This is a genomic window from Methanobrevibacter sp., assembly GCF_045586545.1.
Lineage (GTDB): Archaea > Methanobacteriota > Methanobacteria > Methanobacteriales > Methanobacteriaceae > Methanocatella.
The window spans coordinates 1-23,129 of sequence record NZ_JAZNAN010000011.1 but is presented as its reverse complement, the minus strand read 5'-3'; the positions used below and the strand labels follow the sequence as shown (position 1 = coordinate 23,129).

Annotated in this window: 27 protein-coding genes and 1 pseudogene; 25 read left to right on the top strand and 3 right to left on the bottom strand. The window is 35.4% G+C overall.

What is annotated here, in order from left to right; all coding sequences use genetic code 11:
- The 7 genes and pseudogenes from ACKI3D_RS01010 to ACKI3D_RS00980 all read left to right on the top strand — a co-directional run.
- Window positions 1-114 (top strand): annotated as a pseudogene (locus ACKI3D_RS01010) (integrase); the annotation flags it as partial.
- A 54-nt stretch (window positions 115-168) separates the two neighbouring features.
- Window positions 169-357 (top strand): winged helix-turn-helix domain-containing protein, encoded by a 189-nt coding sequence (locus ACKI3D_RS01005; RefSeq protein ID WP_407391485.1) that lies wholly within the window; start codon window positions 169-171, stop codon window positions 355-357.
- 113 nt (window positions 358-470) lie between these two features.
- Window positions 471-1,043: a restriction endonuclease gene (locus ACKI3D_RS01000; protein ID WP_407391483.1), complete on the top strand. Its 573-nt coding sequence runs from the start codon at window positions 471-473 to the stop codon at window positions 1,041-1,043.
- A gap of 37 nt (window positions 1,044-1,080) precedes the next feature.
- On the top strand, window positions 1,081-3,177 hold the full coding sequence (locus ACKI3D_RS00995) for an AAA family ATPase (RefSeq protein WP_407391481.1): 2,097 nt from the start codon (window positions 1,081-1,083) through the stop codon (window positions 3,175-3,177).
- Complete coding sequence (locus tag ACKI3D_RS00990; protein WP_407391479.1) at window positions 3,174-4,493, top strand: LlaJI family restriction endonuclease; 1,320 nt, start codon at window positions 3,174-3,176, stop codon at window positions 4,491-4,493. The genes ACKI3D_RS00995 and ACKI3D_RS00990 overlap by 4 nt, the downstream gene beginning before the upstream one ends.
- A gap of 103 nt (window positions 4,494-4,596) precedes the next feature.
- Complete coding sequence (locus ACKI3D_RS00985) at window positions 4,597-4,785, top strand: hypothetical protein (RefSeq protein WP_407391477.1); 189 nt, start codon at window positions 4,597-4,599, stop codon at window positions 4,783-4,785.
- Window positions 4,786-4,803: 18 nt separating this feature from the next.
- Entirely contained in the window at window positions 4,804-6,066 is a 1,263-nt protein-coding gene (locus ACKI3D_RS00980; RefSeq protein ID WP_407391475.1) for an SAP domain-containing protein, read from the top strand.
- Here the strand turns inward: ACKI3D_RS00980 and ACKI3D_RS00975 are convergent.
- Complete coding sequence (locus ACKI3D_RS00975; protein ID WP_407391473.1) at window positions 6,038-7,012, bottom strand: zinc ribbon domain-containing protein; 975 nt, start codon at window positions 7,010-7,012, stop codon at window positions 6,038-6,040. The genes ACKI3D_RS00980 and ACKI3D_RS00975 overlap by 29 nt on opposite strands.
- A gap of 304 nt (window positions 7,013-7,316) precedes the next feature.
- Here ACKI3D_RS00975 and ACKI3D_RS00970 point away from each other — a divergent pair, with 304 nt between their 5' ends.
- The 14 genes from ACKI3D_RS00970 (at window position 7,317) to ACKI3D_RS00905 (ending at window position 17,078) form a co-directional block, all read left to right on the top strand.
- Entirely contained in the window at window positions 7,317-7,550 is a 234-nt protein-coding gene (locus ACKI3D_RS00970) for a hypothetical protein (RefSeq protein WP_407391471.1), read from the top strand.
- A gap of 55 nt (window positions 7,551-7,605) precedes the next feature.
- The gene (locus ACKI3D_RS00965; protein WP_407391469.1) at window positions 7,606-8,400 is read left to right on the top strand and encodes an AAA family ATPase; all 795 of its coding nucleotides are present in this window, start codon (window positions 7,606-7,608) and stop codon (window positions 8,398-8,400) included.
- A 138-nt stretch (window positions 8,401-8,538) separates the two neighbouring features.
- Window positions 8,539-9,213 carry a hypothetical protein gene (locus ACKI3D_RS00960; RefSeq protein ID WP_407391467.1) on the top strand — a complete coding sequence of 225 codons (675 nt, stop codon included), beginning with the start codon at window positions 8,539-8,541 and terminating at the stop codon, window positions 9,211-9,213.
- 163 nt (window positions 9,214-9,376) lie between these two features.
- Window positions 9,377-9,883: a hypothetical protein gene (locus ACKI3D_RS00955; protein ID WP_407391465.1), complete on the top strand. Its 507-nt coding sequence runs from the start codon at window positions 9,377-9,379 to the stop codon at window positions 9,881-9,883.
- A 7-nt stretch (window positions 9,884-9,890) separates the two neighbouring features.
- Window positions 9,891-10,085: a hypothetical protein gene (locus tag ACKI3D_RS00950; RefSeq protein WP_407391463.1), complete on the top strand. Its 195-nt coding sequence runs from the start codon at window positions 9,891-9,893 to the stop codon at window positions 10,083-10,085.
- A 220-nt stretch (window positions 10,086-10,305) separates the two neighbouring features.
- Window positions 10,306-11,757 (top strand): AAA family ATPase, encoded by a 1,452-nt coding sequence (locus ACKI3D_RS00945; protein ID WP_407391461.1) that lies wholly within the window; start codon window positions 10,306-10,308, stop codon window positions 11,755-11,757.
- A gap of 5 nt (window positions 11,758-11,762) precedes the next feature.
- Window positions 11,763-12,857, top strand: coding sequence for a zinc ribbon domain-containing protein (locus ACKI3D_RS00940; RefSeq protein ID WP_407391459.1), 1,095 nt, complete (start codon window positions 11,763-11,765; stop codon window positions 12,855-12,857).
- Window positions 12,858-12,863: 6 nt separating this feature from the next.
- Window positions 12,864-13,667 (top strand): HIRAN domain-containing protein, encoded by an 804-nt coding sequence (locus tag ACKI3D_RS00935; protein ID WP_407391457.1) that lies wholly within the window; start codon window positions 12,864-12,866, stop codon window positions 13,665-13,667.
- A gap of 60 nt (window positions 13,668-13,727) precedes the next feature.
- On the top strand, window positions 13,728-13,988 hold the full coding sequence (locus tag ACKI3D_RS00930) for a transcriptional regulator (protein ID WP_407391455.1): 261 nt from the start codon (window positions 13,728-13,730) through the stop codon (window positions 13,986-13,988).
- 2 nt (window positions 13,989-13,990) lie between these two features.
- A complete protein-coding gene (locus ACKI3D_RS00925) occupies window positions 13,991-14,887 on the top strand; it encodes an SseB family protein (RefSeq protein ID WP_407391453.1) in 897 nt (298 codons plus the stop codon).
- A gap of 119 nt (window positions 14,888-15,006) precedes the next feature.
- Window positions 15,007-15,327: a zinc ribbon domain-containing protein gene (locus ACKI3D_RS00920; protein WP_407391451.1), complete on the top strand. Its 321-nt coding sequence runs from the start codon at window positions 15,007-15,009 to the stop codon at window positions 15,325-15,327.
- Between the two features lie 3 nt (window positions 15,328-15,330).
- Window positions 15,331-16,458, top strand: coding sequence for a hypothetical protein (locus ACKI3D_RS00915; protein ID WP_407391450.1), 1,128 nt, complete (start codon window positions 15,331-15,333; stop codon window positions 16,456-16,458).
- Between the two features lie 36 nt (window positions 16,459-16,494).
- Window positions 16,495-16,791 (top strand): hypothetical protein, encoded by a 297-nt coding sequence (locus ACKI3D_RS00910; protein WP_407391448.1) that lies wholly within the window; start codon window positions 16,495-16,497, stop codon window positions 16,789-16,791.
- Window positions 16,788-17,078 (top strand): hypothetical protein, encoded by a 291-nt coding sequence (locus ACKI3D_RS00905; RefSeq protein WP_407391446.1) that lies wholly within the window; start codon window positions 16,788-16,790, stop codon window positions 17,076-17,078. Before ACKI3D_RS00910 ends, ACKI3D_RS00905 begins: the two co-directional genes overlap by 4 nt.
- Window positions 17,079-17,104: 26 nt before the next feature.
- Here the strand turns inward: ACKI3D_RS00905 and ACKI3D_RS00900 are convergent, their stop codons facing one another.
- Window positions 17,105-17,482: a hypothetical protein gene (locus tag ACKI3D_RS00900; RefSeq protein WP_407391444.1), complete on the bottom strand. Its 378-nt coding sequence runs from the start codon at window positions 17,480-17,482 to the stop codon at window positions 17,105-17,107.
- Window positions 17,483-17,567: 85 nt separating this feature from the next.
- A complete protein-coding gene (locus tag ACKI3D_RS00895) occupies window positions 17,568-18,659 on the bottom strand; it encodes a cation diffusion facilitator family transporter (RefSeq protein WP_407391442.1) in 1,092 nt (363 codons plus the stop codon).
- A 99-nt stretch (window positions 18,660-18,758) separates the two neighbouring features.
- Between ACKI3D_RS00895 and ACKI3D_RS00890 the strand changes: the two genes are divergently transcribed.
- The 4 genes from ACKI3D_RS00890 to ACKI3D_RS00875 form a co-directional block, all read left to right on the top strand.
- Window positions 18,759-19,298, top strand: a complete 540-nt coding sequence (locus ACKI3D_RS00890; RefSeq protein ID WP_407391440.1) for a glutathione peroxidase — start codon at window positions 18,759-18,761, stop codon at window positions 19,296-19,298.
- A gap of 112 nt (window positions 19,299-19,410) precedes the next feature.
- Complete coding sequence (locus tag ACKI3D_RS00885; protein WP_407391438.1) at window positions 19,411-21,036, top strand: hypothetical protein; 1,626 nt, start codon at window positions 19,411-19,413, stop codon at window positions 21,034-21,036.
- 5 nt (window positions 21,037-21,041) lie between these two features.
- Window positions 21,042-22,736: a hypothetical protein gene (locus ACKI3D_RS00880; RefSeq protein ID WP_407391436.1), complete on the top strand. Its 1,695-nt coding sequence runs from the start codon at window positions 21,042-21,044 to the stop codon at window positions 22,734-22,736.
- A 204-nt stretch (window positions 22,737-22,940) separates the two neighbouring features.
- Window positions 22,941-23,129 (top strand): helix-turn-helix domain-containing protein (locus tag ACKI3D_RS00875; RefSeq protein WP_407391434.1); only part of this gene is annotated, 189 nt, incomplete at its 3' end.

Here is a 23,129-nt window from a genome sequence, read left to right as displayed (position 1 = left end):
CCTATAGAACAAGTTCAAAAGTTATTAGGGCATGTGCAGATTGATACCACAATGCAATATGCTATGGTAAATCAGACTAATGTGAAAATTGCCCATAGGAAGTTTATTGGTTAAATTTTTAAATATTTATTAACATAAATTAATAACAATAAATAAGCGGGTGAAGTCATGCCAATTCCAAAATTTGATGAATTATTTAATGATGTATTAGAATTCCTTTCAGATAGAAAAGAATATAAAACAAGAAATCTCAAAGAAGAACTCTCAAAGAAATTAGACTTAACAGATGAAGAACGCCATGAACTATTGCCTTCAGGATCTGAGCCAATTATAAACAATCTATTAGTTGGTCTATAACAACTCTTAAAAAAGCAGGGTATGTTGAATCTAAACATTGGGGTTCTGTTAATATCACAGAACTAGGATTTAAAGAACATAGTAAAAACCCTAATATTACTATTGATGATTTAATGGAAATCCCTGAAGTTTACAATTGGTTTAATCCCGGTAAACCTAAAGAACTTGAAGGTGAATCTACCCCTGAAGAGGAAATTGAAAAATCATTAGAAAAAATCAATGATTCTCTTGTAGATTCCATTCTTGAAAATATTTTAAATAATGATCCTTTCTTTTTTGAAAGATTAGTTGTTGATTTACTACTTGAAATGGGTTATGGAGAATTTGGCAGAGTAACCTCACCAACTAATGATGGGGGTATTGATGGAATCATTAATGAAGACAGGTTAGGTATTAATAAGATTGCAATTCAAGCAAAAAGATTTGCCAAAGGCAATGTAATAGGAAGACCTGAAATTCATAAATTTGCAGGAGCATTAAATGAAAAAGGTTTATCTAAAGGTGTTTTTATTACAACTTCCTCATTCACACGTGAAGCGATTAGTTCTGCAAAACATCAATCAATTGTACTGATTGATGGTGAAAAATTAGCAAGATTAATGATTGAATATAATGTTGGTACTTTTACTAGTCATACTTATGAAATAAAGCGTATTGATAGTGATTATTTTAATATTGGAGAATAAATTGACGATTAAATAAAACGTTAATAGGTGATGATTTATGGTAAATATGTGGATGGTAAGGGCTGGAAAAAATGCTATTTTAATAGATGAGTTTGAAAAATTGAATATAGTGGCTATTGGTTGGGAATTAGGAGATTTAACAAATAAAACTCCTGATGAAATTAAAAAGTTAGTTTATGAAAAGTATCCAAATGAATCTAACCATACAAAAGGAAAATATGCTGCCAATATAATCAAGTTTTGTCATCAGATTAAAGAAGGAGATTACGTTTTATCAAATAATTCTTGGAATCATCATTATCTTTTTGGTAAGATTGTTTCTAATTATTATAAGTCATCGTTAATTAATGACGAATATTCTGATGTAAGGGATGTGGAATGGTTATGTAAAATCCCTAAAGATAATCTTGAAAAATCTACTCAAAATACTTTAGGTGCTCTAATGACTGTTTTTAAAATTGAGGGTGATGCTAAAGAAGATATTTTAAATATTTTTAATTCTAATTCAATTGAAAAATCTGCAAGTATTATTAGAAAATATTTAAATGAAAATAATTTAGGTAATTTCAAAAATGAAGGCAATGAACAAGCATATATTAATTTTAAAGAATTATTCTCTCCTGAAATTTTGAAAAATTTGGAAGGTATGGATATTTTAAATACAATTTTTCTCCATGATGGAGATAAAAACAATTTATGTTACTATTTAGAGTTTTCAAAAGATTATACTTTTGCAGGAAGTATATCTGGAGGTTCAGCACATAAATATTCTTTATTTAAGCATAATGAAACACATCAATGGACTGCGGGTTCACCAAAAAAATCAAGTAATGTCAGCGAAGATGAGGCTATTGAAATAGGTGGAAAAATAAGAGATGCATTAGTAAATGGAGCTAATCTAATAAAAAATTCTAATTTAGTTGATGTAAATGATTATATTCAATTGGAAAATAATTTAGGAGATATATTTTCTGATTGCACAACCTCTCATCTAAATCAGTGGGTGCATAAATATTTTACATTGATTTTCCCGGATAAATTTCCAGTTGTTCATTGGGATAATATGAAAAAAGATTTTCTTAAAAAGTTTAATATATCTCCTGAAGAATGGTATTATGCTCTTGATGGACAATTAGTTTTATTATCAAATAAAGCAGGTATTAAAGGTTACTCTTTATTTGAAGATGAAATTTTAAATTTATTTAAAAATAAACCTATTAAACCTCTTTTTGAATGTGATCTAAAAAGAAATATTATTTACTTTGGAGCGCCGGGAACAGGTAAATCCTACAATTTAAACCAAGATAAAGATAACTTATTAAAAAATTATCCCAATAACTATGAAAGAGTAACTTTCCATCCAGATTACTCCTATGCAAACTTTGTTGGAACCTATAAACCCGTTCCAGAAAACAATTCAATTACATACAAATATGTCCCCGGACCATTTATGAGAGTTCTCAAAAAAGCAATAGAACATCCAAATGAACCTTACTTATTAATCATCGAAGAAATCAACAGAGCTAATGTTGCAGCTGTTTTTGGAGATGTTTTCCAACTATTAGACAGAGAAAATAATGTTTCAATCTATCCAATTGACACAACAGAAGACATGAAAACATATCTTAACAAAGATAAAATCAAAATACCTGAAAACTTATTCATCTGGGCAACTATGAACTCTGCTGATCAGGGAGTATTCCCAATGGATACAGCTTTCAAACGTAGATGGGACTTCAAATATTTCAGCATCAACCACAATGAAAAACTAATCGAAAATATCAATGTTAATCTCAACGGCATTGACGTCAACTGGAACCTCCTTCGAAAAGCAATAAACGATGAATTATTATCATACAAAATAAACGAAGATAAACTTATGGGGCCGTTCTTTGCATTTAATGAATTCATGGAAAAAGAAATAGATGTTGAAACTTTCAAAGATATATTCAAAAACAAAATCATCATGTATTTGTTTGAAGATGCTGCAAGAGCTAAAAGAAATGATCTTTTCAAGGGAGCAAAAACTAAAGAATATGTAACATATTCTGAAATCTGTGAAAAATTCGACGAAATCGGAATTGAAATATTTTGCGACAACATCAAATCCAAATTCATAAGTGATGATGAATGAACTCCATATACATCCGGGAATTGAAGCACTATTCCAAAGCGGAAATTCTTGAAATTATTGATGAAAAGGCATTTGAAAAGCTTACCAGTTATGCTATCATCGACAAGGATGAGGATTCCTATCAATTCAAGTTTGTCGGAGTAATCATTGTTGATGACATGGTCATTAACTGCTATCCCAAATATATCCCTAACACGGATAACATTAAAGATGACTTTAAGCAAATCATCAGTGTCATCAAGAAATACAAATCCCTGAATGAGGAGATTGACTATTCAAATGAAAATCTTGAAGACATTTCATTTAATCTGCTGTCAATGATGGTGTTTTTCCTGGAGGATTACTTTGAAAACGGTATTTACACCAATATTCAAAATATCCTTGAAAGCAACGGAAACGGAGAAATCGACTGGAACAGAACAGTCAACTACACCAATCCGATTATTAAGAACAATAAACCCTACTACACAGAACTTCAAACCAGATATAAAATCAATGATTTGTTTGATTATTTCCATTTATTACATGAATATATCATTACCGATTGCTCAAGGCGTTTGGAAAGTGCCGGGCTGATTGATTTATTTGACCTGACACCGGTTGAGCTTTCACACCATGAGCAGGATGATTTCGGTGAAATCACAGAAATTTTAGAAAAGCTCACCAAAGAGTTGAATGTTGAGTTCAACTCACACAAACAAAAGCTTTTAAAGTCAATGCATGCTTATCTAGCAGGTAAAAACTCATTTTCAAATGATAATTATTTAACAGTCTTTGGAACCAATACCTATCATGTAGTCTGGGAAGATGTCTGCAGGAGAGTCTTTGGGGATAAATTAAATAAATCATTACGTGAAATCTTAAATGATTCAAATTCATATACTAAACTGATTGATGTTATCAAAAAGCCTGAATGGCACTTGAAAGAGGGCACGTTTAAAGTTGATACTTTCAGGCCTGATTTAATAACCTTCTGGAATGGTTACTTTGTTATTTTGGATGCTAAATACTACAAGTTAAAAGTCACAGAAAAATTAGAAAAGCAGCCAGGTTTAAGTGATGTGACAAAACAATACTTGTATGAACTGGCTTACAGGGAGTTTATTGAAGAAAATAATTTTAAGGGTGTTAAAAACGCATTTTTAATGCCTAGTTATGAAAATCAAGTTGAAAATAAAGGATATGTTGAAATTGGAATATTGCATGATTTAGGTTTGGAGAATATTCAGGTAATAATGCTTCCGGCAGGTGAAATGAATCAGTTGTATCTGGAAAACAGGAAAATGAGTATTTCCAGGTTATTTTTAATTAGTTAATTATCGTATTTCATTGATTTTATAAGAAAATGTTATACAAGATATATTTAAATTCAAAATTTTTTTAAATAATTAAAGTCAAAGTATTTAACAGGTGTATGTTATGGGTCTATTAAATAAGAGTCCTGCTGAGAAAAAACTTAAAGAAATTACTGGTGGATTTATTTTAAAAAATGAATTTATAAAACATCTTGAAAGTTTAGGTCTAGAAATTAATGATGGCACTATTATTAGATCGCAGATTAAAAAAGAAATAAAGCAGGGCACTGTCACTGAGGATAATGTTGAATAAAGGCTTGAAACATTATTAATGCAGTGTGCTGAGCAGAAAAACAGTAATTTTAGTCAAGATACACTTAAATGCCCTCAATGTGGGTCTATTCAGAATAGTTCTGATGCATTTTGTATGAACTGTGGTTATAGTTTTAATCAAAGTAAAAAGTGTCCGCTCTGCAATGAAATACAGGAAAACCATAATAAATTCTGTATTAATTGCGGATATGACTTTTCAAAATCAAATAAATCTTCAGGTGAAATTCGCAAATTCAAATTCTTAGCAAATCAAGAACATAACCTTACAGAATGCCCTAATTGTAATGTAAAAATTCTTAAAAACAGTGAATACTGTCATGAATGCGGCAGCAAAATAATTGGATCAACTATAGCAACTAAGGAAGCTTTTGATGATGATATTTCAGAACTAGAAGCATTGTATAAGAAGAGTGTTTCGGAGAAATATTCTCCAAACTTCAAATTTGCTTATGTAATATTTTTAGATTCCTATGGCGGGAGATTTTTAAAAAGCAAAGAAAGGGAGTATAATATCACTGAAGATGATTTGAATGCTCAGGCTATTAAAGATGATTTTATCTCTCCTGCATCTCCTTTGTTGTCTGCTCAAAAATCAACCGTAGCTGATTTGAAGGAAATTTTAAAGGCTCATGATCTTAAAGTATCAGGTAAAAAAGATGAATTGATTGAAAGGTTAGGAGACAACTTAAGTCTTGAGGAGCTTGAGGAAATTTTCCCAGAAAAGTCTTATGAACTATCAGATAAAGGCAGAGATTTCATTGATGAAAATGATTATATTCTTTTCTATGATGATAACTATTATCTAAAAAGGGTTTTTACACCAAATGAATTTGAAATGATTTTTAGAGATGGGAAATACTCTTCAAAAGAGGAAATGTGCAATTTGATTATTGACAAGATTGAATCTAAAAATAACATGGACATTTTTGACATCGAATCTTTAATTGTATTATATAAAGCAATCAATGACCAATTTAATCTTTTGGATAATTATTTCAAGTTATTTATCTACTCTATTAATTCAAATAGGAATTATACAGACCCTGATGAGTTTAATGCATTGTATAGTTTGCTTCATTCTTTAAGTCTGGACATTGATGATTTGAAAAATCGCTTCCATGAGTCATACACTAATTTTAATATTATGGAATTAAGAGTACCTGAAAAGGATTCATTTACTTATCTTTTAAAATTGTTCAGCGGCATGAATATGTATGAAATAGAAGCAGAAATTAACCAAAAGTTTTTTGCATTTGATTAATCTCTTTATAATTATTTTCAAAGGCATCTAGAATTTCACGTGCATCTTTTTCACGGGCAAGTGTAAACCCAAGAATTAATGTAGTAAAAATGCTCTCAATTAATGATTCTGGAGCCATAATCTCTTTTCGCTCAAATAAAATCTGGTCATATTTTGGAGGGTATTGATAGTCAATTTTGAATTGTCTTTTGATTTCCTCACGTAAGTTTTCATTAATGAAGGTTTCAAATAATTTTGTTAAATCATTAGCGAGAGTATTTCCATAAATTGAGCATTGGATTACTATTTCCATATCCTTGTTTATGTCAAAGTTTTCAGCTAAAACATTGTTGAATGAGCCGTAATTTTGGTAACCATGTGGTACAAATCTGCCTTCGACTGAATGGGCGCAGTATTCATTAACCAATATCGGAATTGGATTACATGTAAGTGCGAAAAATACAAAAGCTTCAATTACATCACTTTTTTCCACTTGCCATATATACATTAAAATCTGTTCAAAAATCTCGGATACTAAATGGTGTGTTAACTCATGAATTAAAGTGGCGATTTGATTTGCGCTGTCAAGTCTGTCATCTACATTAATTAAATTAAATGCATAGCTTCCAAGTTCAGCTCCACGGGATTTATAATTGACTGGAGTATAAGCAGCAACGATAGCAGCAATTTTTGATAGAATGGAATTAAATGAATACTCTCCACTTTGAGTAATTTTATCCAAATTATAATGTCCCATGTCTTTAATATTTTCTAAAATTGTATTATAATCATCTTCGCTGAAATTATGATTTTGTAAAATATTGAGGTTTTCATCGGTAAATATTTCTTCAAAACGATTATATTTTTTTAGTTTCAGGTTTTTAGAAGTAAACAATGGAGCTTCACATTCACTGCAAATTTCATTTGTATCCTTATTTTCACTACCACATTTAGAACAAAACACCATGTTAATCACAATTTTAATATTTATAATTAATATAAAATAAAGTTAATTAGTTTGAATTTAGTGTAGTCATTTCATATAACAGACAATCTTATATATTTGATGAATAGAATATTTTGAGTGTTTAAGTTATCAAATAAATCTTCTATGGAATTTAATATTAAACACGGATTTAAATGGAATGTAAGATATGGAATCAAAGAATTTTTACAGTTAAAACAGTATTTTTCACCCTACGTTATATTGCGATTACTTGACAAATGCTCTTGCACTATTCAGATTAATTTATACAAACTAATATATGACCATGTCAAGCAGCGGAGTTTTAAAAGTATACAGGAAAGGTAATTCCTCATGGGTTTACAATTACCATGAGGAAGGAAAATTGAAGGCTTTATACGATAAAAGTTTGTTTAAACTGGAAAAGAAAGTGAAAAAACTTAATCTGGCCTGGATTATTAAGGACGAGGAACTGTATGAGGAACTGATATCCAGAGATCTGGAGGAATATGAGGATTTTTGTATCCTTGATGAATACTAGCTTCAGCAAAACAACTATTAATCATGAAACTAAAATCTAATCATGAGGCGATTGGATGAAGTTACATGTTGGAAAATACGGACCCATTTACACTACAGAAATCAGTATTAAAAGAATCAACGTTGTAGGAGGAGTAAACCACAGCGGAAAGACCACCGCTTCCAAACTGATATACTGCTATGTAAAATCAGAGATTTACGGTCAGTCCCTGGATGAGCTGATGGCAAACGAGGGACTCAATAACACAGAATACACTGGGTTTTCAGGAAATCCCGATATAAGCGATATCTTTTTCATCGAGGAGATTTCAATTCTGGACCTGACAAATCCCGATTTCTTCAGCATCGACCATATAAGACACCTTCTTGATGCCCTTCAGGATAAGTCAAAAACAGATAACACCGAAATCATCTCCAAAATCCAAAATATCATAGAAAACAACTGCACACTCAGGTCATCAGCCGGAATGAAGCAGATTGGCATAATCCAGATGCTTCTTGAAAACGGTTCACTGAAGGAAAATTCATTCCTAATCATTGACGAGCCTGAAAGCAACCTTCACCCTTCATGGCAGGTCAAGTTTGCCCAAATCCTCACTCTACTTGCAAAGGATTTGAATATTTATGTTTACCTCAACTCCCATAGCCCGATATTCATCGAGGCGATGAGCCTTTATGCGCAGTACTATGATTTGCTTGACAGCACCGCTTTCTATCTAACCGAAGAGGGATATGACGGCTATGTCTTCAAGAGAATCAACCCCAAAAACATGGGAGAGATTTATGAAAATCTAACACAGCCATATGATGATCTGGACAAATTAAAGGCCAAAATACTTTTCAAGGAGTAGACCATGACATCTGACGAACAGCTTTTCATTGACTTTCTCGGCTCCTTTCGCCAGTTCTACTGGAAGGCTCATGAGATAGCCGAAAACTCAAAGGGAGTTTCAATCCTGCCGATAGGCGATGGAAAAAACGAGTTTCGCATGTATGCTTTGGATGAAATATGTCATTCCTGCAAGATATTCAGGGAAGGAAACCTCCTAATCACTCCGAAGACCACCGATGCAATCTGGTATAAGAAGGAAAACAACAACTTCTTCATTTTTTTAATTGAGTTCAAGGGCGATTTTCTATGCAGAAACTCAAGCAAGTGCACTCTGGTTGAAGTCGTCGACTCCATAAAGGAAAAGGATACCCAAGGTGAATTTTCAAAGGAAATCTACAAGCTCGACAAGATTGTCGACAAGTACTCAGACAGGATGCTCAACGGCCTTGCCGCCAAACCATTGGAAACCGTAACGATTGCCCTTCCGCTGATATATGAGGAATACTATGAAAAGAACAAGGATGATGTTGAATTTTTAGACATCAGGAAGTTTCTCGACAGCGCAAGAATCATCTACCGTGTGGTTTCAATTTCAGACAAATACGAGCCGAACCGCCAGAGGACAAGAGGCAAGTCATACAGGTGCTCCACAATGATTCCGGCACGCTGCAAACAGCTGGCCTTAGAAAGGCATGACAGGGAACTGGACGCCTCATATGAATCAAGCCTTCAGACCTATCACAGAAGATATGAACGGGCGGGAATCGTATACAGCGCAGGATTTGTGGACAATATTGCATTCAACAATTTCATTGAAAACTACTTGAAATAGAAAAATATTTAAGTGATGGTTTTTTGACTACAATTTTTAATTGTGAAAACAATTTATTGTAATGACTTCAATTTTAATATAGTCTATTATCCATAGGTTATATTGCAAAATATTTATATATGGCCTTCTACAAACTATAATCAAGAAGTTTTAGGAGTACAATATGACAATTAATATCAACCAAACCATTGTTTATGATGAAAGCATCATCTTGAAAATCAAAGAGATGATAGAAGCAGGTCTTAATAAACTCAAATCTTTTGTAAAAGGCATCAAAGATGATAATCTGAACTTTTACAATGATCTGTCTGATAGATTCAATCAGATTGCATTAAAATTAGAAGAGTTGGAGTTATGGGATGAATTGAATTATTTTCTTTCAATTTCACAGTTCATTGAATATATTATTCATCAGAATTGTTTAGATTCATCTTTTGGCCATTGTGATTTTGCAGTAGAATTATTGAAGTTTTTCATTGAGTATATTAAAGTAAATTTTGATTATTACCTTAATAAAAGTTATTTGAGTCTAGAAGAATTTGAAGCATTTCAAGAGGAAATCCAAATTAAACATTATAATTACTTAAAAGATTTTTTTAGGGAAATCTGTGAATTTAGTGGAGATTACTCTCAAGAAGAACTATATGAAATTCATACAAGTCTAAGATAGTGATTTTATGAATTATTTCATTGATACCAATGTTTCTATAGGTTATACTGTAGCTCATGATAAATGGCACGAATCTTCGGTGAAGTTCATTAATGATAATCGTGATGATTCAATTTTCTGGTCTAATCTTGTTAAAAATGAATATGATGAGAAGTTGAATGATATTTTGGATAATTATTTAAATATTATGAATATGCATTAAAATTATTCAAAAGTGAAATACATGCTCCGATTGTAAAATAATTGTTGATGCACATGATTGTGGTTTAAAACATGATAATTTGATTTTTGTTACAAATGATGAAATGATGCTTGAAGCAATATCAAAACAGGATACATCATATCTAAAAATCATTGAATTCAAATCATGCAGACAACTCACTTAATCACAACATATTTATACTACATCCTTTAACTATAATATGATGTTGAACTGGAGCATTTGTAGTAATTGTGGAAAGATTCTAGATAACTCTAATGAAATTTGTCCGTTCTGTCAGGGAAAGGTAGACAAGTTTCAGATTGATAATCTGAAAAACGAACTGACTAATCTGACTTTTTTAGTTAAGACTTTGGATGTTTTCAGACCATATTGTCAGTCCATCAGCGATTTGGGAAACATCACCCTGGAAAGCCTTATATTGGATGATTTCTTCAGATGGTTCAGTTATCTCGGACTTGGGGATGGGAAAATCACTGACAATGAAGTTGAATTCATCAACTCGCTTCTCGACAGCACTTATTCACGTGAGGATATATTGAACCTCACGGATTCTGGCATGGATGAGATTCCGCAGTCATTCAATTGTCTTTCAGAACTTGACGAGTTCGGTCGAAACTATGACATGACCAATCTCAACTCAGTTAGCACACTCTTCAAGTGCTATAAACTCTTCGGGAAGTTTTTCATCACGGTTGACAATGAGCTTGACGACAATGTCTTAAAAGATTACCAGTCATACATCGATAAGCTTGAAAGCAGTTTAGGTGACAAGCTTACAGAGGACACACAGATAGATTTGAAACGTGATTTGAAAATGGAAAAGCCTGAAGAGGAAAGCAAAGGCCTGCAGGACTACCTTGATGAGCTAAACAAGCTGGTGGGTCTTGAGAAGGTAAAAAAGGATGTGAATTCCCTAATCAATCTGGTTCAGATAAGAAAGCTCAGGCAGGACCGTGGAATAAAGCAGCCTCCGATGAGCCTTCATCTGGTATTTTCAGGAAATCCTGGAACCGGAAAGACAACGGTGGCAAGATTATTATCAAAAATTTATCATGAAATCGGCCTTTTAAGCAAGGGCCATCTGGTTGAAACCGACCGTTCAGGCCTTGTGGGAGGATATGTCGGACAGACCGCAATTAAGACCCAGGAGGTAATCCAGTCCGCACTGGGAGGAATACTCTTTATAGATGAAGCTTACGCTTTAGCAAAGACAAGCGAAAACGACTATGGTGGTGAAGCGATAGATACCCTTTTAAAGGCAATGGAAGATCATAGGGATGATTTGATTGTTATTGTGGCAGGATATCCTGCACTGATGGAGAAATTCCTGTATTCCAATCCCGGATTGGAATCAAGATTCAACAAGTTTATTTACTTTGACGACTATAACTCAGATGAGCTTTACAACATCTTCTGGCTCATGTGCGAGGAGGCAAACCTCACCATGGACAAGCCGGCGGATGACTATATAAAACAATATTTCGAGAAGATGTACGAGACAAGATCAAGCAATTTTGCAAACGGAAGAGCAGTAAGGAACTTCTTTGAAGAAGTAATCACTGCTCAGGCAAACAGACTGGCTCCACAGTCTGAAATAACTGATGAAGAACTAAATACATTAACATATGAAGATTTTCTAGTTGAGGAATAAGAGAAATGACTAAAATTTGTAACAGATGCGGCTGTAAAGTAGATGACAATGTGAATTTCTGCCCTGATTGCAGAAGCCAATCATTCAAGGGTGAAGTCGTAAAGGCAACAGCAAACAGCATAGTCGTCAACACCAAACCGCAAGGTAAAGTGGTTCACGATTTGTTTTATCAGAAAACCGAATACGGATATGTCCTTTCAAAGGCAAAACTGTCCTCCATTTCAGTGTTTTTATTTTTTACAGCATCGATATTTGCAGGCTTTCCGGCCTTTGGTGCACTTGTAGTGGGATTCCTGTTGGCGGCAATGATTTATCTTTTGATGAGGGCAATTAGCAATTCCTTTGAAATAGCAAAGCCAACCAAAGTGGTTGTGGAACACAATGACTATGGATTCGTCACTGACCTGAAACATTTGCTATTCTACTGGCAGAACAAGAAGACCGGAGGATATGTGCTCTCCAAAACCAAACTGTGCAGCCATATCATATTTCTCCTGGCATTCATATTCTTCAGTTTCATACCATACACAAATTTCATAGGATGGATTATGGCATCACTGGTATTCGAGATTCCTGCCTTCGCAATAGGTACAGTAATCCATAAGCTGACAAATCCATACCCTGAAGCTCTGGTTCTGGAGAAAAGGGTAATAGACAAGCCTAAAATACTCAAAACAGATACATCAAGAATCACAGGCAGAATAAGAAACAATCTCACAAGCGGAGACCCTGAAATCAAGAATCTTAGAAAGGAATTCGATATTAAGGAATCCAATGTCCGTGACGTCATTGAAAAGCGTTTCCAGCCACCGCAGCTGACATACACAAGATTCATAGGAATCGTCGACAAGTCCAAGGAACTCTTTGACAAGGAATATGATGCCCTTGTGAACCTGGTCGAGCTTGGAGATGCCGATTCACCTAAGATATCAGCTGAAATAGAATCCAGAAAGGATACATTAAGGTCAATCATCAAAAAGATAGATGATTTGACAAACGAGCTTGTCCTTACGATGGATAACACCGATAAGTTTGAAGTTGATGATGTAATATCCCATATGGAGAACCTTATTAAATCCGTCAAGGATTATGAGCAGTGAGAGGTCATGTCAAATCAGAAGTCCACTCTGGACGATTGGATGGGCGACAAAGCCGAAGAGAAAAAGGAATCATCACTATATGATGAGGCATTGAGGCTTTATGAAAACAGGCGTTTCAGGGAAGCCTTTGTTCTGGTCAATGTCGCCATCGAACATGACAGTTCAAATTATAAATATTTCAACACCAAGGGACTTATTTTACGAGATCTTGACAGGTTCAGTGAGTCAAAAACGGCATTTGATGAGGCCTTAAGCATCAAAATGGATTCGGAAGTCCTGGAAAATAAGGCCATGATGCTGTATAAATGGGCAAATTCATCAAACGACAAGAAGCAGGCATTGGAAATTATCTCAGAAGCGATTGAAATACTTCCGGACAATGAAAGGTTCTGGTATCTCAAGGGAAGCATCTATGATTGCCTGAGCGAGCCTATTGAAGCTCAAAAATGCTATCTCATAGCTGAAGGCGAAACGGAAGAGGTTAAAAGGCTTGAAGCGCAGCAGGACATTATAGAAAATTCAACGGATACATTGATTAACATTACCGGAACCCAGTTCTATTTCGGAAATGATATCTTCAAGAAGGGACTTACTGTTGATTTAGTGCCCGAACCGGATAATCCTCATGACGGTGATGCAATAAGGGTCGAAATCGATGGTGAAACCGTAGGTTATGTTGCAAACAGCGACTACACCCTAATCGGAAATGTCAAAGGTGCTAGTGATATTAAAGAATTTGTAAAAACATCAAGGAAGGCTGAAATAGTCTTCATCTATCTTGACAGTTATGTTATAGCTAAATTAATCTAATTGGTGGATAAATTTATATATTATTATTCAGTTAATATAATGTGTATAAGGGTGAGAGTTATGGATGATGAGACATTAAAGAAATATGCTTATGTAAGTATATCATCTTACCGGGCAAAAGCCGTAAAGGCGCTCAAGGATGAGGATAAGATTCCAAGTGTCATTGCTAGGGACTCTGGAATCAGAATCAATCACATATCAAAAGTATTGAAGGAATTAAAGGATTGTGACGTGGCTGTTTGTCTAAATGAGGAAGATCGAAAGAACAGAGTCTACAGGCTCACTGATTTGGGTCAGGAAATAGCCGATAATCTAGATTGAAGATGTCCACACACAAGCACTTGAGAACTGTTATTGAAGACATATATCTAAACGACAACAACATCACAGAAGACTTGCTGTCAAAGTTAATCAATGAATTCAGGTATTCCAATCTGTATATTCCCGCAAAAAGGGAAAACGGCACGCTTAATTTTATAATCTATGAGGATGATAATGCCAAAATCACGCCATTATTCACAGACCGTGACGAATTTCGAAAGTTCTACAAGGATGATGACATTCAGATTTTGCAGAATTCCTTTGAACTGTATCAGAACATCCTCAAAACTACAGACATCGAGGGATACATACTGAATCCCGCTTCCGAAAAATACTTGTTTTCAAAAGAATTCATTTTATCAATTACTAACATTCCAAAGACTAATTTTTACACGGGTAATCCATACACTGAAGAGGAATTAATAGAGATTTATGATTCCATAAGAAACGATAATCTTGAAAGCTTCATTGAAAGTCAAAAGCATATCGGGGACTATGAGGCACTCTTCGAAAAGATGTCGAATTCACAAATGCTTGCGCTGATGCTTTCGGATTTTGAAATTGAAGGCAATATAATTTCACTTAAGAAAACCGGTCCCATTGCACAGATTCATCTTGACAGGGTTGGAGGCATATATGCGACAATATTTACTTCAAAGGACAAGATTGGCCAGGTCAGCACCAACAAGATAAGATACGCACAGCTGATTAATCTTGCAACCCTCGTAAACTTTATATTAACTGAGGACATGGATGGAATCGTCATAAATCCCGAAAGCGACAACGTCCTCATTCCAAGGGCAGTTCTATTGAAGTATTCCCTGGGATTCGAGAGGTATGCAAATGACGGGAGATTATCCGAGGCAATGTACTACATGTTTAATCTAAGAAATGACTAATAATTCAATAACTTACAGGAGAAACTATAACTTTAATCAATCATAATTACAATAATATCAAAGAAACATAAAATTCAAATAAATTGATAAACAAATATGTAGATATAGAGGTGTAAAAAATGAAAATCTGTCCAAATTGTGGTGAGCAATTAGCTGACGAAGCAATATTCTGTAAAAGTTGTGGTGTGAATTTAGATGATTTTGTAGTGGGAAAAGAAACTCCTGCCGCTCCTCAATACATTCCGCCTGTTGAGGAAAACGACCATAAGATTGCAATAATCCTGGGTTATGTCGGTGGTTTTATATGGCCTATAATTGGTTTAATCGTTGCAATCTATCTATTGACTCGTGATTCCGAAAAAGCAAAAAAACATGGAAAATACGTAATACTGTTTTCATTATTTATATGGGTAGTATCATTGTTAATCATGAATAGATAATATATGTTAGTCAAAGATTTATCCTCTTATCTGAAAGAAGATCGAGAAAAACGATTTGCAATAGATAATATTCTTTATCCTGCTGAATACGATATATATTTAGAAGAGCACTGTGATTATTATTTAGCGGAGGCTCCCCGTCCGAAAACCAAATATTGTCCTAAATGCTTTAAGAAATATTTTGAAAAGGATTTGTACTGCAAGGATTGCCTCTGCTCATTGAAGCACATATCCGAGATGAAAAGGCCTCGTGAAATCAGGACAAATCCGACCTTCACATTTAAGGGAAAAAGAGATTTCGAAAGCTTTGATGAAATATTTACAGAAGAAAATTTCATTAGGATAGATGACTTCAGCTTTTCAATGAGGGACTTTAAAAAAATCACAAGAATCATAAAGCGAACTGCCCTAGAGAACATGGAGGAAATCGTAAAGGCAAACGAGATTGACCTCGAAAGCCTTAACGTGCAGGAAAAGGTCCTATTATTTGCAAAGTCATTTGTTGACGTTGACTTCAAGTCATACGGACCCGAACTTGGCCATTTCGAGTTCAATAAAATCACTGTCGACGACCGCCAGACCCCATCGCTTCACATGACAACCCTGATTCATGAGCTCTCCCACTTTCTTTTAAAGGAGATTTTGACTGGGATAATCTGTCGAATCCTTGACTGCAGCAAGAATACATATATAGAATCAATAGCTCTCTATATGCTGATATATTCTCCGTTTACAGAGCTCATTGACGAATACGCAGCGCATACCGTCGAAGGAAGGTTCACCCTATACGGTTATCAGGACTATTCATCATTTTTAAACATTGAACAGTCTCTGGACGGTGAAATGGGCCGTGACGAGATTGAGATTACAAAATCAATCGGAAATACCTTCTCGATAGCCATCAAGGACATTCTTGAAAGTTTCATTGACGATGATTTAAGGCTTGACATCAAGGACCAGTTCCTTAGGGATACCCGAGACAGGCCTAATTATGAGATGCTGAGGTTGGAAAACTGCGAAAAACTGACGGATAATGGTTTTTTAAAGGCAATCTGGCTTATTCTATCTGAGGGTTTCATTGCATCAAGTATGAATGTAGAGAAGTTAATTGAATATGAGGAAAAAATCTGAATAAATACTTATACCTTTAAAGATAAAGTGATAACCATGAATATCCAAGAAAGAATTTTAGAATTATATGAGCAATGCACTGGCGAGAGCAAAAAAATCAATGAATTACCTTTGACATTAGTTTCAAAGTATCAGCTCTTTGAGCCTTGCATCTACCTGTCCGAAGACGAAAACTGGGTGAATGTCGTTATTCTTTCCGTTGAAAATCAGGAATCCTCTCAGGCAATGTCCATATTGAAAAAGGAATTGACAGCTTTTGGAATCTTCAACAAACACGAATCCAATATCGAAATTCCTCAAGTCGGATCTGAAGCTGAGGATTTATATCAATGAAGGAGATTTTCCTTGACTCTGATTTTGATGTAGATGACACTACATCAAAAATCAACAATATCATGTCCAAGTGGTCAATCCAGCTTTTGGACATCAGCGGCCCAAACTGGGTTATATTCGACTGGGATATGGAAATAAAATACGTCTTTTACTTCCAGGTAGATTTCAATGATTTGGAGGCAAGAATAAAACTGGAAGATTTAAAATTAAATGTAATACACCACATAGAGAGCCTGAAGGACGAAACCACCTACAGGGATAATCTGATAAGTGAAATATTTCTCTAAAAAAAATAAAAAAAGAAGAATTAAAGTTAATTAATTCTTGTATTGTAATACCTTACACCATCTTCATCGTAGGTATACCATCTGTTTACCTCTTCATCGAATTTTTCACCGATAACAGGAACGTATGAATCGGATTGAGGATCGTATACCTTATACGGAGTGTTGTTGTTGGTTAGATTGCTTGAAATGTTCAATGTTGAATTGTCACCTACAACAGTGGTGTTGTTGGTGTCGTTTATGTCATCCGCATTAATGGTGCCGATATCAATAAAGTTTGTTGTATTGTTTTCCGCCGGATTCAAGTTTAAGTCAAGGGTACCATTGCTTACACTATATATTCCGACAGCTATCAATGCAATAACTAAAATTGCAATTGCAATCAGTATAATGTTTTTTGTTTCCATAATTACACCTTGGTTAACTATTTATTCTTTCTAGTATTTAACATATTTGTGCAAGAATTCTTCGGTTTCTTTAAGCCTAAGAGGTTCAATCGCTAATGTCGTAATCATCAATTATCATATAGTTGAACTCGGGATGTTTGGCCGTAATCTCGGCCAGTATCTTGTCCTTGACCCTGTCACGGTCGCCGTCAAAGTCAACGATGATGTCGAAAGTGGCCAGCTTTTCGGCTTCATAGACGAAAAATCCATGGACTTCCAGAACCTCTTCATATTTTGAGGCTATAAGTTCCAAATCATCACGAATGCTTTTGTATTTATCATTTCTTGCATATATCCCAACAGTGAGGATAATGGAGAACTCTTCAAATATCCTTGTTGTAATCATTCTTGTCAGGCGGTGGATTTCAGGGGCAGTTAAGTAGTCATCCACCTCAACGTGTACAGATCCCTGCATGGATTCAGGCCCGTAGTTGTGAAGGCTCAGGTCATATGCGCCGTAGACTTCATCGAACTCACAGATGGTGTCCTTTATCTTTCTTGAAAGTTCAGAATCAACCCTTTCACCTAGCATGCTGTCTACGGTTTCCTTCAGGATATCTATACCTGCCTTGATAATCACGATTGAAATTATCACACCCAAAATTCCCTCAAGGGAAATGTGGAAAAAGATGGATATTATAGCTGCAAGCAGTGTTGAAAATGAAAGGATTGCATCGAAGAATGCGTCGCTTCCGCTTGCAACAAGAGCCTGTGAGTTGATTTCCTCACCGACATTCTTTACATATCTTCCCAAAACGAACTTGACAACCACAGCAACTGCAATGATAATAAGTGAAACGGTGGTGTATGAGGTAACGTCGGGGTTGAATATTTTGGGCCAGGATTCCATGAAGGATGTCACTCCTGCCCATAATACAATCGCCGCAATGATTACGGCTGTGAAATATTCGATACGGCCGTATCCGTAAGGATGGTCCTTATCAGGTGCACGGCCCGCAAGCTTTGTTCCGATAATGGTAATGATGGATGACAATGCGTCCGTCAGGTTGTTGACTGCATCCAATGTAATTGCTATTGAGTTTACAAGAATTCCTATTGTCGCCTTGAATGCAACCAGAATCAGGTTGACGACAATTCCTATGATGCTTGTTTTGACGATTCTATCTTGTCTTGACATGATTATATATTGATTTTCAGATAATTTAAATTTTCATGTGAAGATGTACAATAATTATAAATATTTTGAATGCCTAAATATTTTTAAGGAGGTTTCGACATGTCAATATATGATTTTGAAGTAAAGGATGGTGACGGCAACCCGGTTTCACTATCCCAATACAAGGACAAAGTACTTTTAATCGTGAACTCAGCAACCAAATGTGGATTTACACCGCAATACACAGAATTAAACGAAATCTACGCCCAATTCAATGAACAGGGTTTTGAAATATTGGATTTCCCATGTAACCAGTTCGGCGGTCAGGCTCCGGGAACAACCGAAGAGATCACCGAGGTGTGCCGTTCAAAATGGCTGGTTCCATACACAATATTCGATAAAATAGATGTCAACGGAGAAAACGCTTCACCTCTGTATGAATACCTAAAGGCCGAACAGCCTTTCACAGACATTACAGGTAAAGGTGCAACAAAGCTCAAGCTTGTCCTGAAAGCAGTTGACAGACACTATAAGGACAATGATGATATCAAATGGAATTTCACCAAGTTTCTGGTTGACCGTGATGGCAATGTCGTTCGCAGATTCGAGCCGACTGAAGATTTAGGTGATGTAAAAGAAGCTATTGAAGCTCTTTTATAACTTTTCTTTTTTTAAATCATATAATGAAAATTTTTTGTATTTTTGCTAATTTTAATCAGTGCAAACTTTAAAAGACTAATTTATATATAGAATAATTTCAAGATATACCAATATGAGATTGAAAACAACATTAATCCTTTCGATGATTATTTTGTTTTTAAGCACCGGTCTTGTTGCAGCTTCTGACAATGCTACCGATGCAGACGGCCAGACCATATCAGTCAACGGAACGTCCTATGATGATATTCAAATGGCAGTGGACAGTTCCGCTGAAAATGACGTTCTGGAGCTTGATGGCTACTTTTCAGGAACCAGAAACAAGGTCAAGATTGACAAAAACATTACATTGAAGGGTATCAATGGAGCTACCCTTGACGGGAAGAAATTGACAGGCTTTGAAGTCAAGTCCGATGTAGTATTCAAGAATCTTATTTTCAAAAACAGCGGGGACAGCGCAATATCATTCACTCCCGAAGAAAACAGGCATCTGACAATAATCAACTGCACATTCTATCACAACGGAGGACTGGAATGCGGCAATGGTGGAGCAATATTTTCAAATATGGGTTCATTTACCATTATAAATTCCACATTCGATGACAACAAGGCTGACTGGGGAAGTGCTATATATTGCTGGGCATATGAATCTCCCGCATCCGAAATAATCAACTGCACATTCATCAATCATGCCGGCGAGGATGCGGTTCACATTTACAGTGATGTGAATATAATTGACTCAATTTTCGAAAACAACACATGCACTGCTATAGAATCCCAGCAAAAGCTTAATGTATCCAACTCCAGATTCATCAACAACACAGGAAATTACGGAGGTGCAATATCATGCCTCTGGGGAAATGTATCTATTTCAAATTCCTTTTTTAACAGGAACTCAGCAAAGTATGCCGGAGGATGCATCTATTCAAGAAACGATTTGAACAGTGATGATGTCATTGGGGGCACAATAGACATATTTGATTCCAGAATCATCAATTCCAATGCCGGAGGAAACGGAGATGCCATCTATGCGGTTTTCACCGATATCTTCTTGAATTATACCTATGTCAGTGATGAAATCTATCAGGACATCGGCGAGTTTGACAAGAACCTAAGCATGATTGACGCTCTCAACAGGACAGCCAAGCATAAGGCAAAACTTAAGGCAAGCGACTTTACAACAACCTATGATTCACAATATGACGGCTGGAGGATTTCCCTGACTGATGAGGATATCGGCGAGTCTATGGAAGACAGGAAAATCACTCTTAAGGTGTTTACCGGAAAGACTTCAAAAGAGTATAACATAACCACCTGGGATGACGACTATGGAGCCTACGCATGCCTGTGGATTGACAAGAATTTCACCCTGGGCAAGCACAAGGTCATAATCTCCTCACCGAGCAGGTACTATGACGCCAAAAACATTACAGCATATCTCACAATCAACAAGGCAAAAACAATTGTCAAGGCACCTGAGGTGACTGCAAAATACAAGAAGGCAAAAGACTTCAAGGTCACAGTGAAAAATAAGGCCTCATATGAGAGAGTTGGTAAAATCAAAATAAAAATCAAGGTTTACACAGGCAAGAAATACAAGGTATTCAAGGTAAAGACAAACAAGAAGGGTGTGGCAACAATAAGCACCAAAAAACTCAAAAGGGGAACTCACAAGGTGAAGATCACTTCACTGAATAAGAATTATAGTATTTCAAAGACCTCTAAAATAGTTATTAGGTGATAATCATGAAGAAATTTATCATATTAACAGTCTCATTGCTCTTGTTGATGCTGAGCATCGCAACGGTTTCGGCAGAGGACAATGGAACAGATGTACTTTCGGATTCTTCTGATGTCCAGACATTCGAGGACATTCAAACATCAATCGACAATGCGGATGAAAATGATGTCATTGAGCTTAACGGGACATATATCGGAGACAAATCCATAAAGGTTTCAAAGTCCCTGACCATACAGTCAAAAGAAGAGCCTGCAGTATTGGACGGCCAGAACAACACAAGGATATTCCATGTAAATGGAGGCAATCTGACATTCAAAAACATCATATTCACCAATGCGGTATCCAACAAGGGAGGGGCGTTCTATTCACTTGGAAACCTGGAATTCATAAACTGCACATTCAAGAACAACTACGGCGAAAACGGCGGTGCAATCTATTCCAAGGCCAGCGTAACAGCTACTGATTGCATTTTCGATACAAATTTCGCAAAGACTTCAGGCGGAGCGATATGCTGTGAATATTCTTTGAATAAAAATCAGTCAAAAACAAGAGCTGGAAACGTTGACGTTGAATCATCAACATTCATAAACAACAATGCGGTAAGCGGCGGAGGAATTTCAATCTACCTTACTGGCAATGCCAAGGGTGATTCAAGCTACGGAAACGTCAATGTCAAAAATTCCGTTTTCACAAACAATACCGGAGTTGAGTTCGGAGGTGCAATCAACTATGGAGGCTCTTCAAATTACGGAAACTTCATTGTCGAGAAATCAAACTTCACACGCAATTTCGCCAATGAAGGAAGCGCCATTCACGCATCCGACGATGATTTCAAACTGACTGGCTGCAATTTCATAGAAAACAGCGGATATTATTCAGCCGTCTACTTCTCATTTGACTGCAATGGAATAATCAAGAAGTGCAACTTCATAAACAATACTGCAGAAGCGGTAAGTGCGCTGATGCTTTACAGTGCCGAAGTGTCATTGACTGACTGTAAATTTGAACAAAACAGTGTAGCTACAATTTCCAGCTATTACAATTCCAAACTGACAATAACAAACGGCAAGACAACCAAGACCTATAAGAAGGATGTTGTTCTGGACAATTCATTCAAATCCGCTACAACATTAACTGTAATGGCTTCAGATCTCACAGCCGATTATGGCTCAGGCGACAAGTTCACTGTTCAGATAATTGACAAGAACACTAAAAAGCCAATAAAGTTCTATTCTGTTATAATAAACTTCAAAAACGGCAAAAAGGAAAGGTCAATTTATAGGTCAACCGATGAAAACGGAAAAATCAAAATCAGAATAACAACAGGACTGGCTGCCGGAACATATAGTGTAACTTACATCTCAGACGATTGGGGAAAGATTGATGCAAGCAAAAATACCTTAACAATCAAGAAAGGAAAAGCAAATGTAAATGCTCCTGAAGTGACAAATAAGTATAAGAAATCCAAGAAATTTAAGATAACCCTAACAGACAAGAAAAATGAAGGTCTGTATAAGGTTAAGGTAAAGGTCAAGGTTTTCACAGGCAAAAAAGCCAAGACCTACAATCTGATAACTGATTATGACGGCGTTTGCAAAATCAACACCAAAACCCTTTCAAAAGGTTCGCATAAGGTTGTAGTCAATTCAGCGGATAAGAATTACAAATTCTCAGCTAAATCTAAAATTATCATAAAATAGTTTTGATTTAGCTATTTTTTTCTATTTTTATCTTAATAGTGAAAGAATGCCCCGACCTCTTTAAGGTCGGGGATGAATTTCACAAAAAAGGCACTGAAAAAAATATTACTTTTCAAATGCTCTCTCTATTTCTTTATATATTGTTTATTATATTAAATTATTTTATATAAAAATTAATTATGTCTTGATGGAGTTGAATGTATTATGAAATGTGTTAATCAGGGTTTGAAGGTTAGGTTGTATCCTGATGAGGATATGAAGATTAAAATTAACCAGAATATAGGCAATTCCAGATTTACATGGAACAAACTCTTAGAAAGCTATCAGAACACCTATAAAATATTCAAACTCCATGGTTACACTAAACTGAAGTGCAATATGACCACTTTTAAC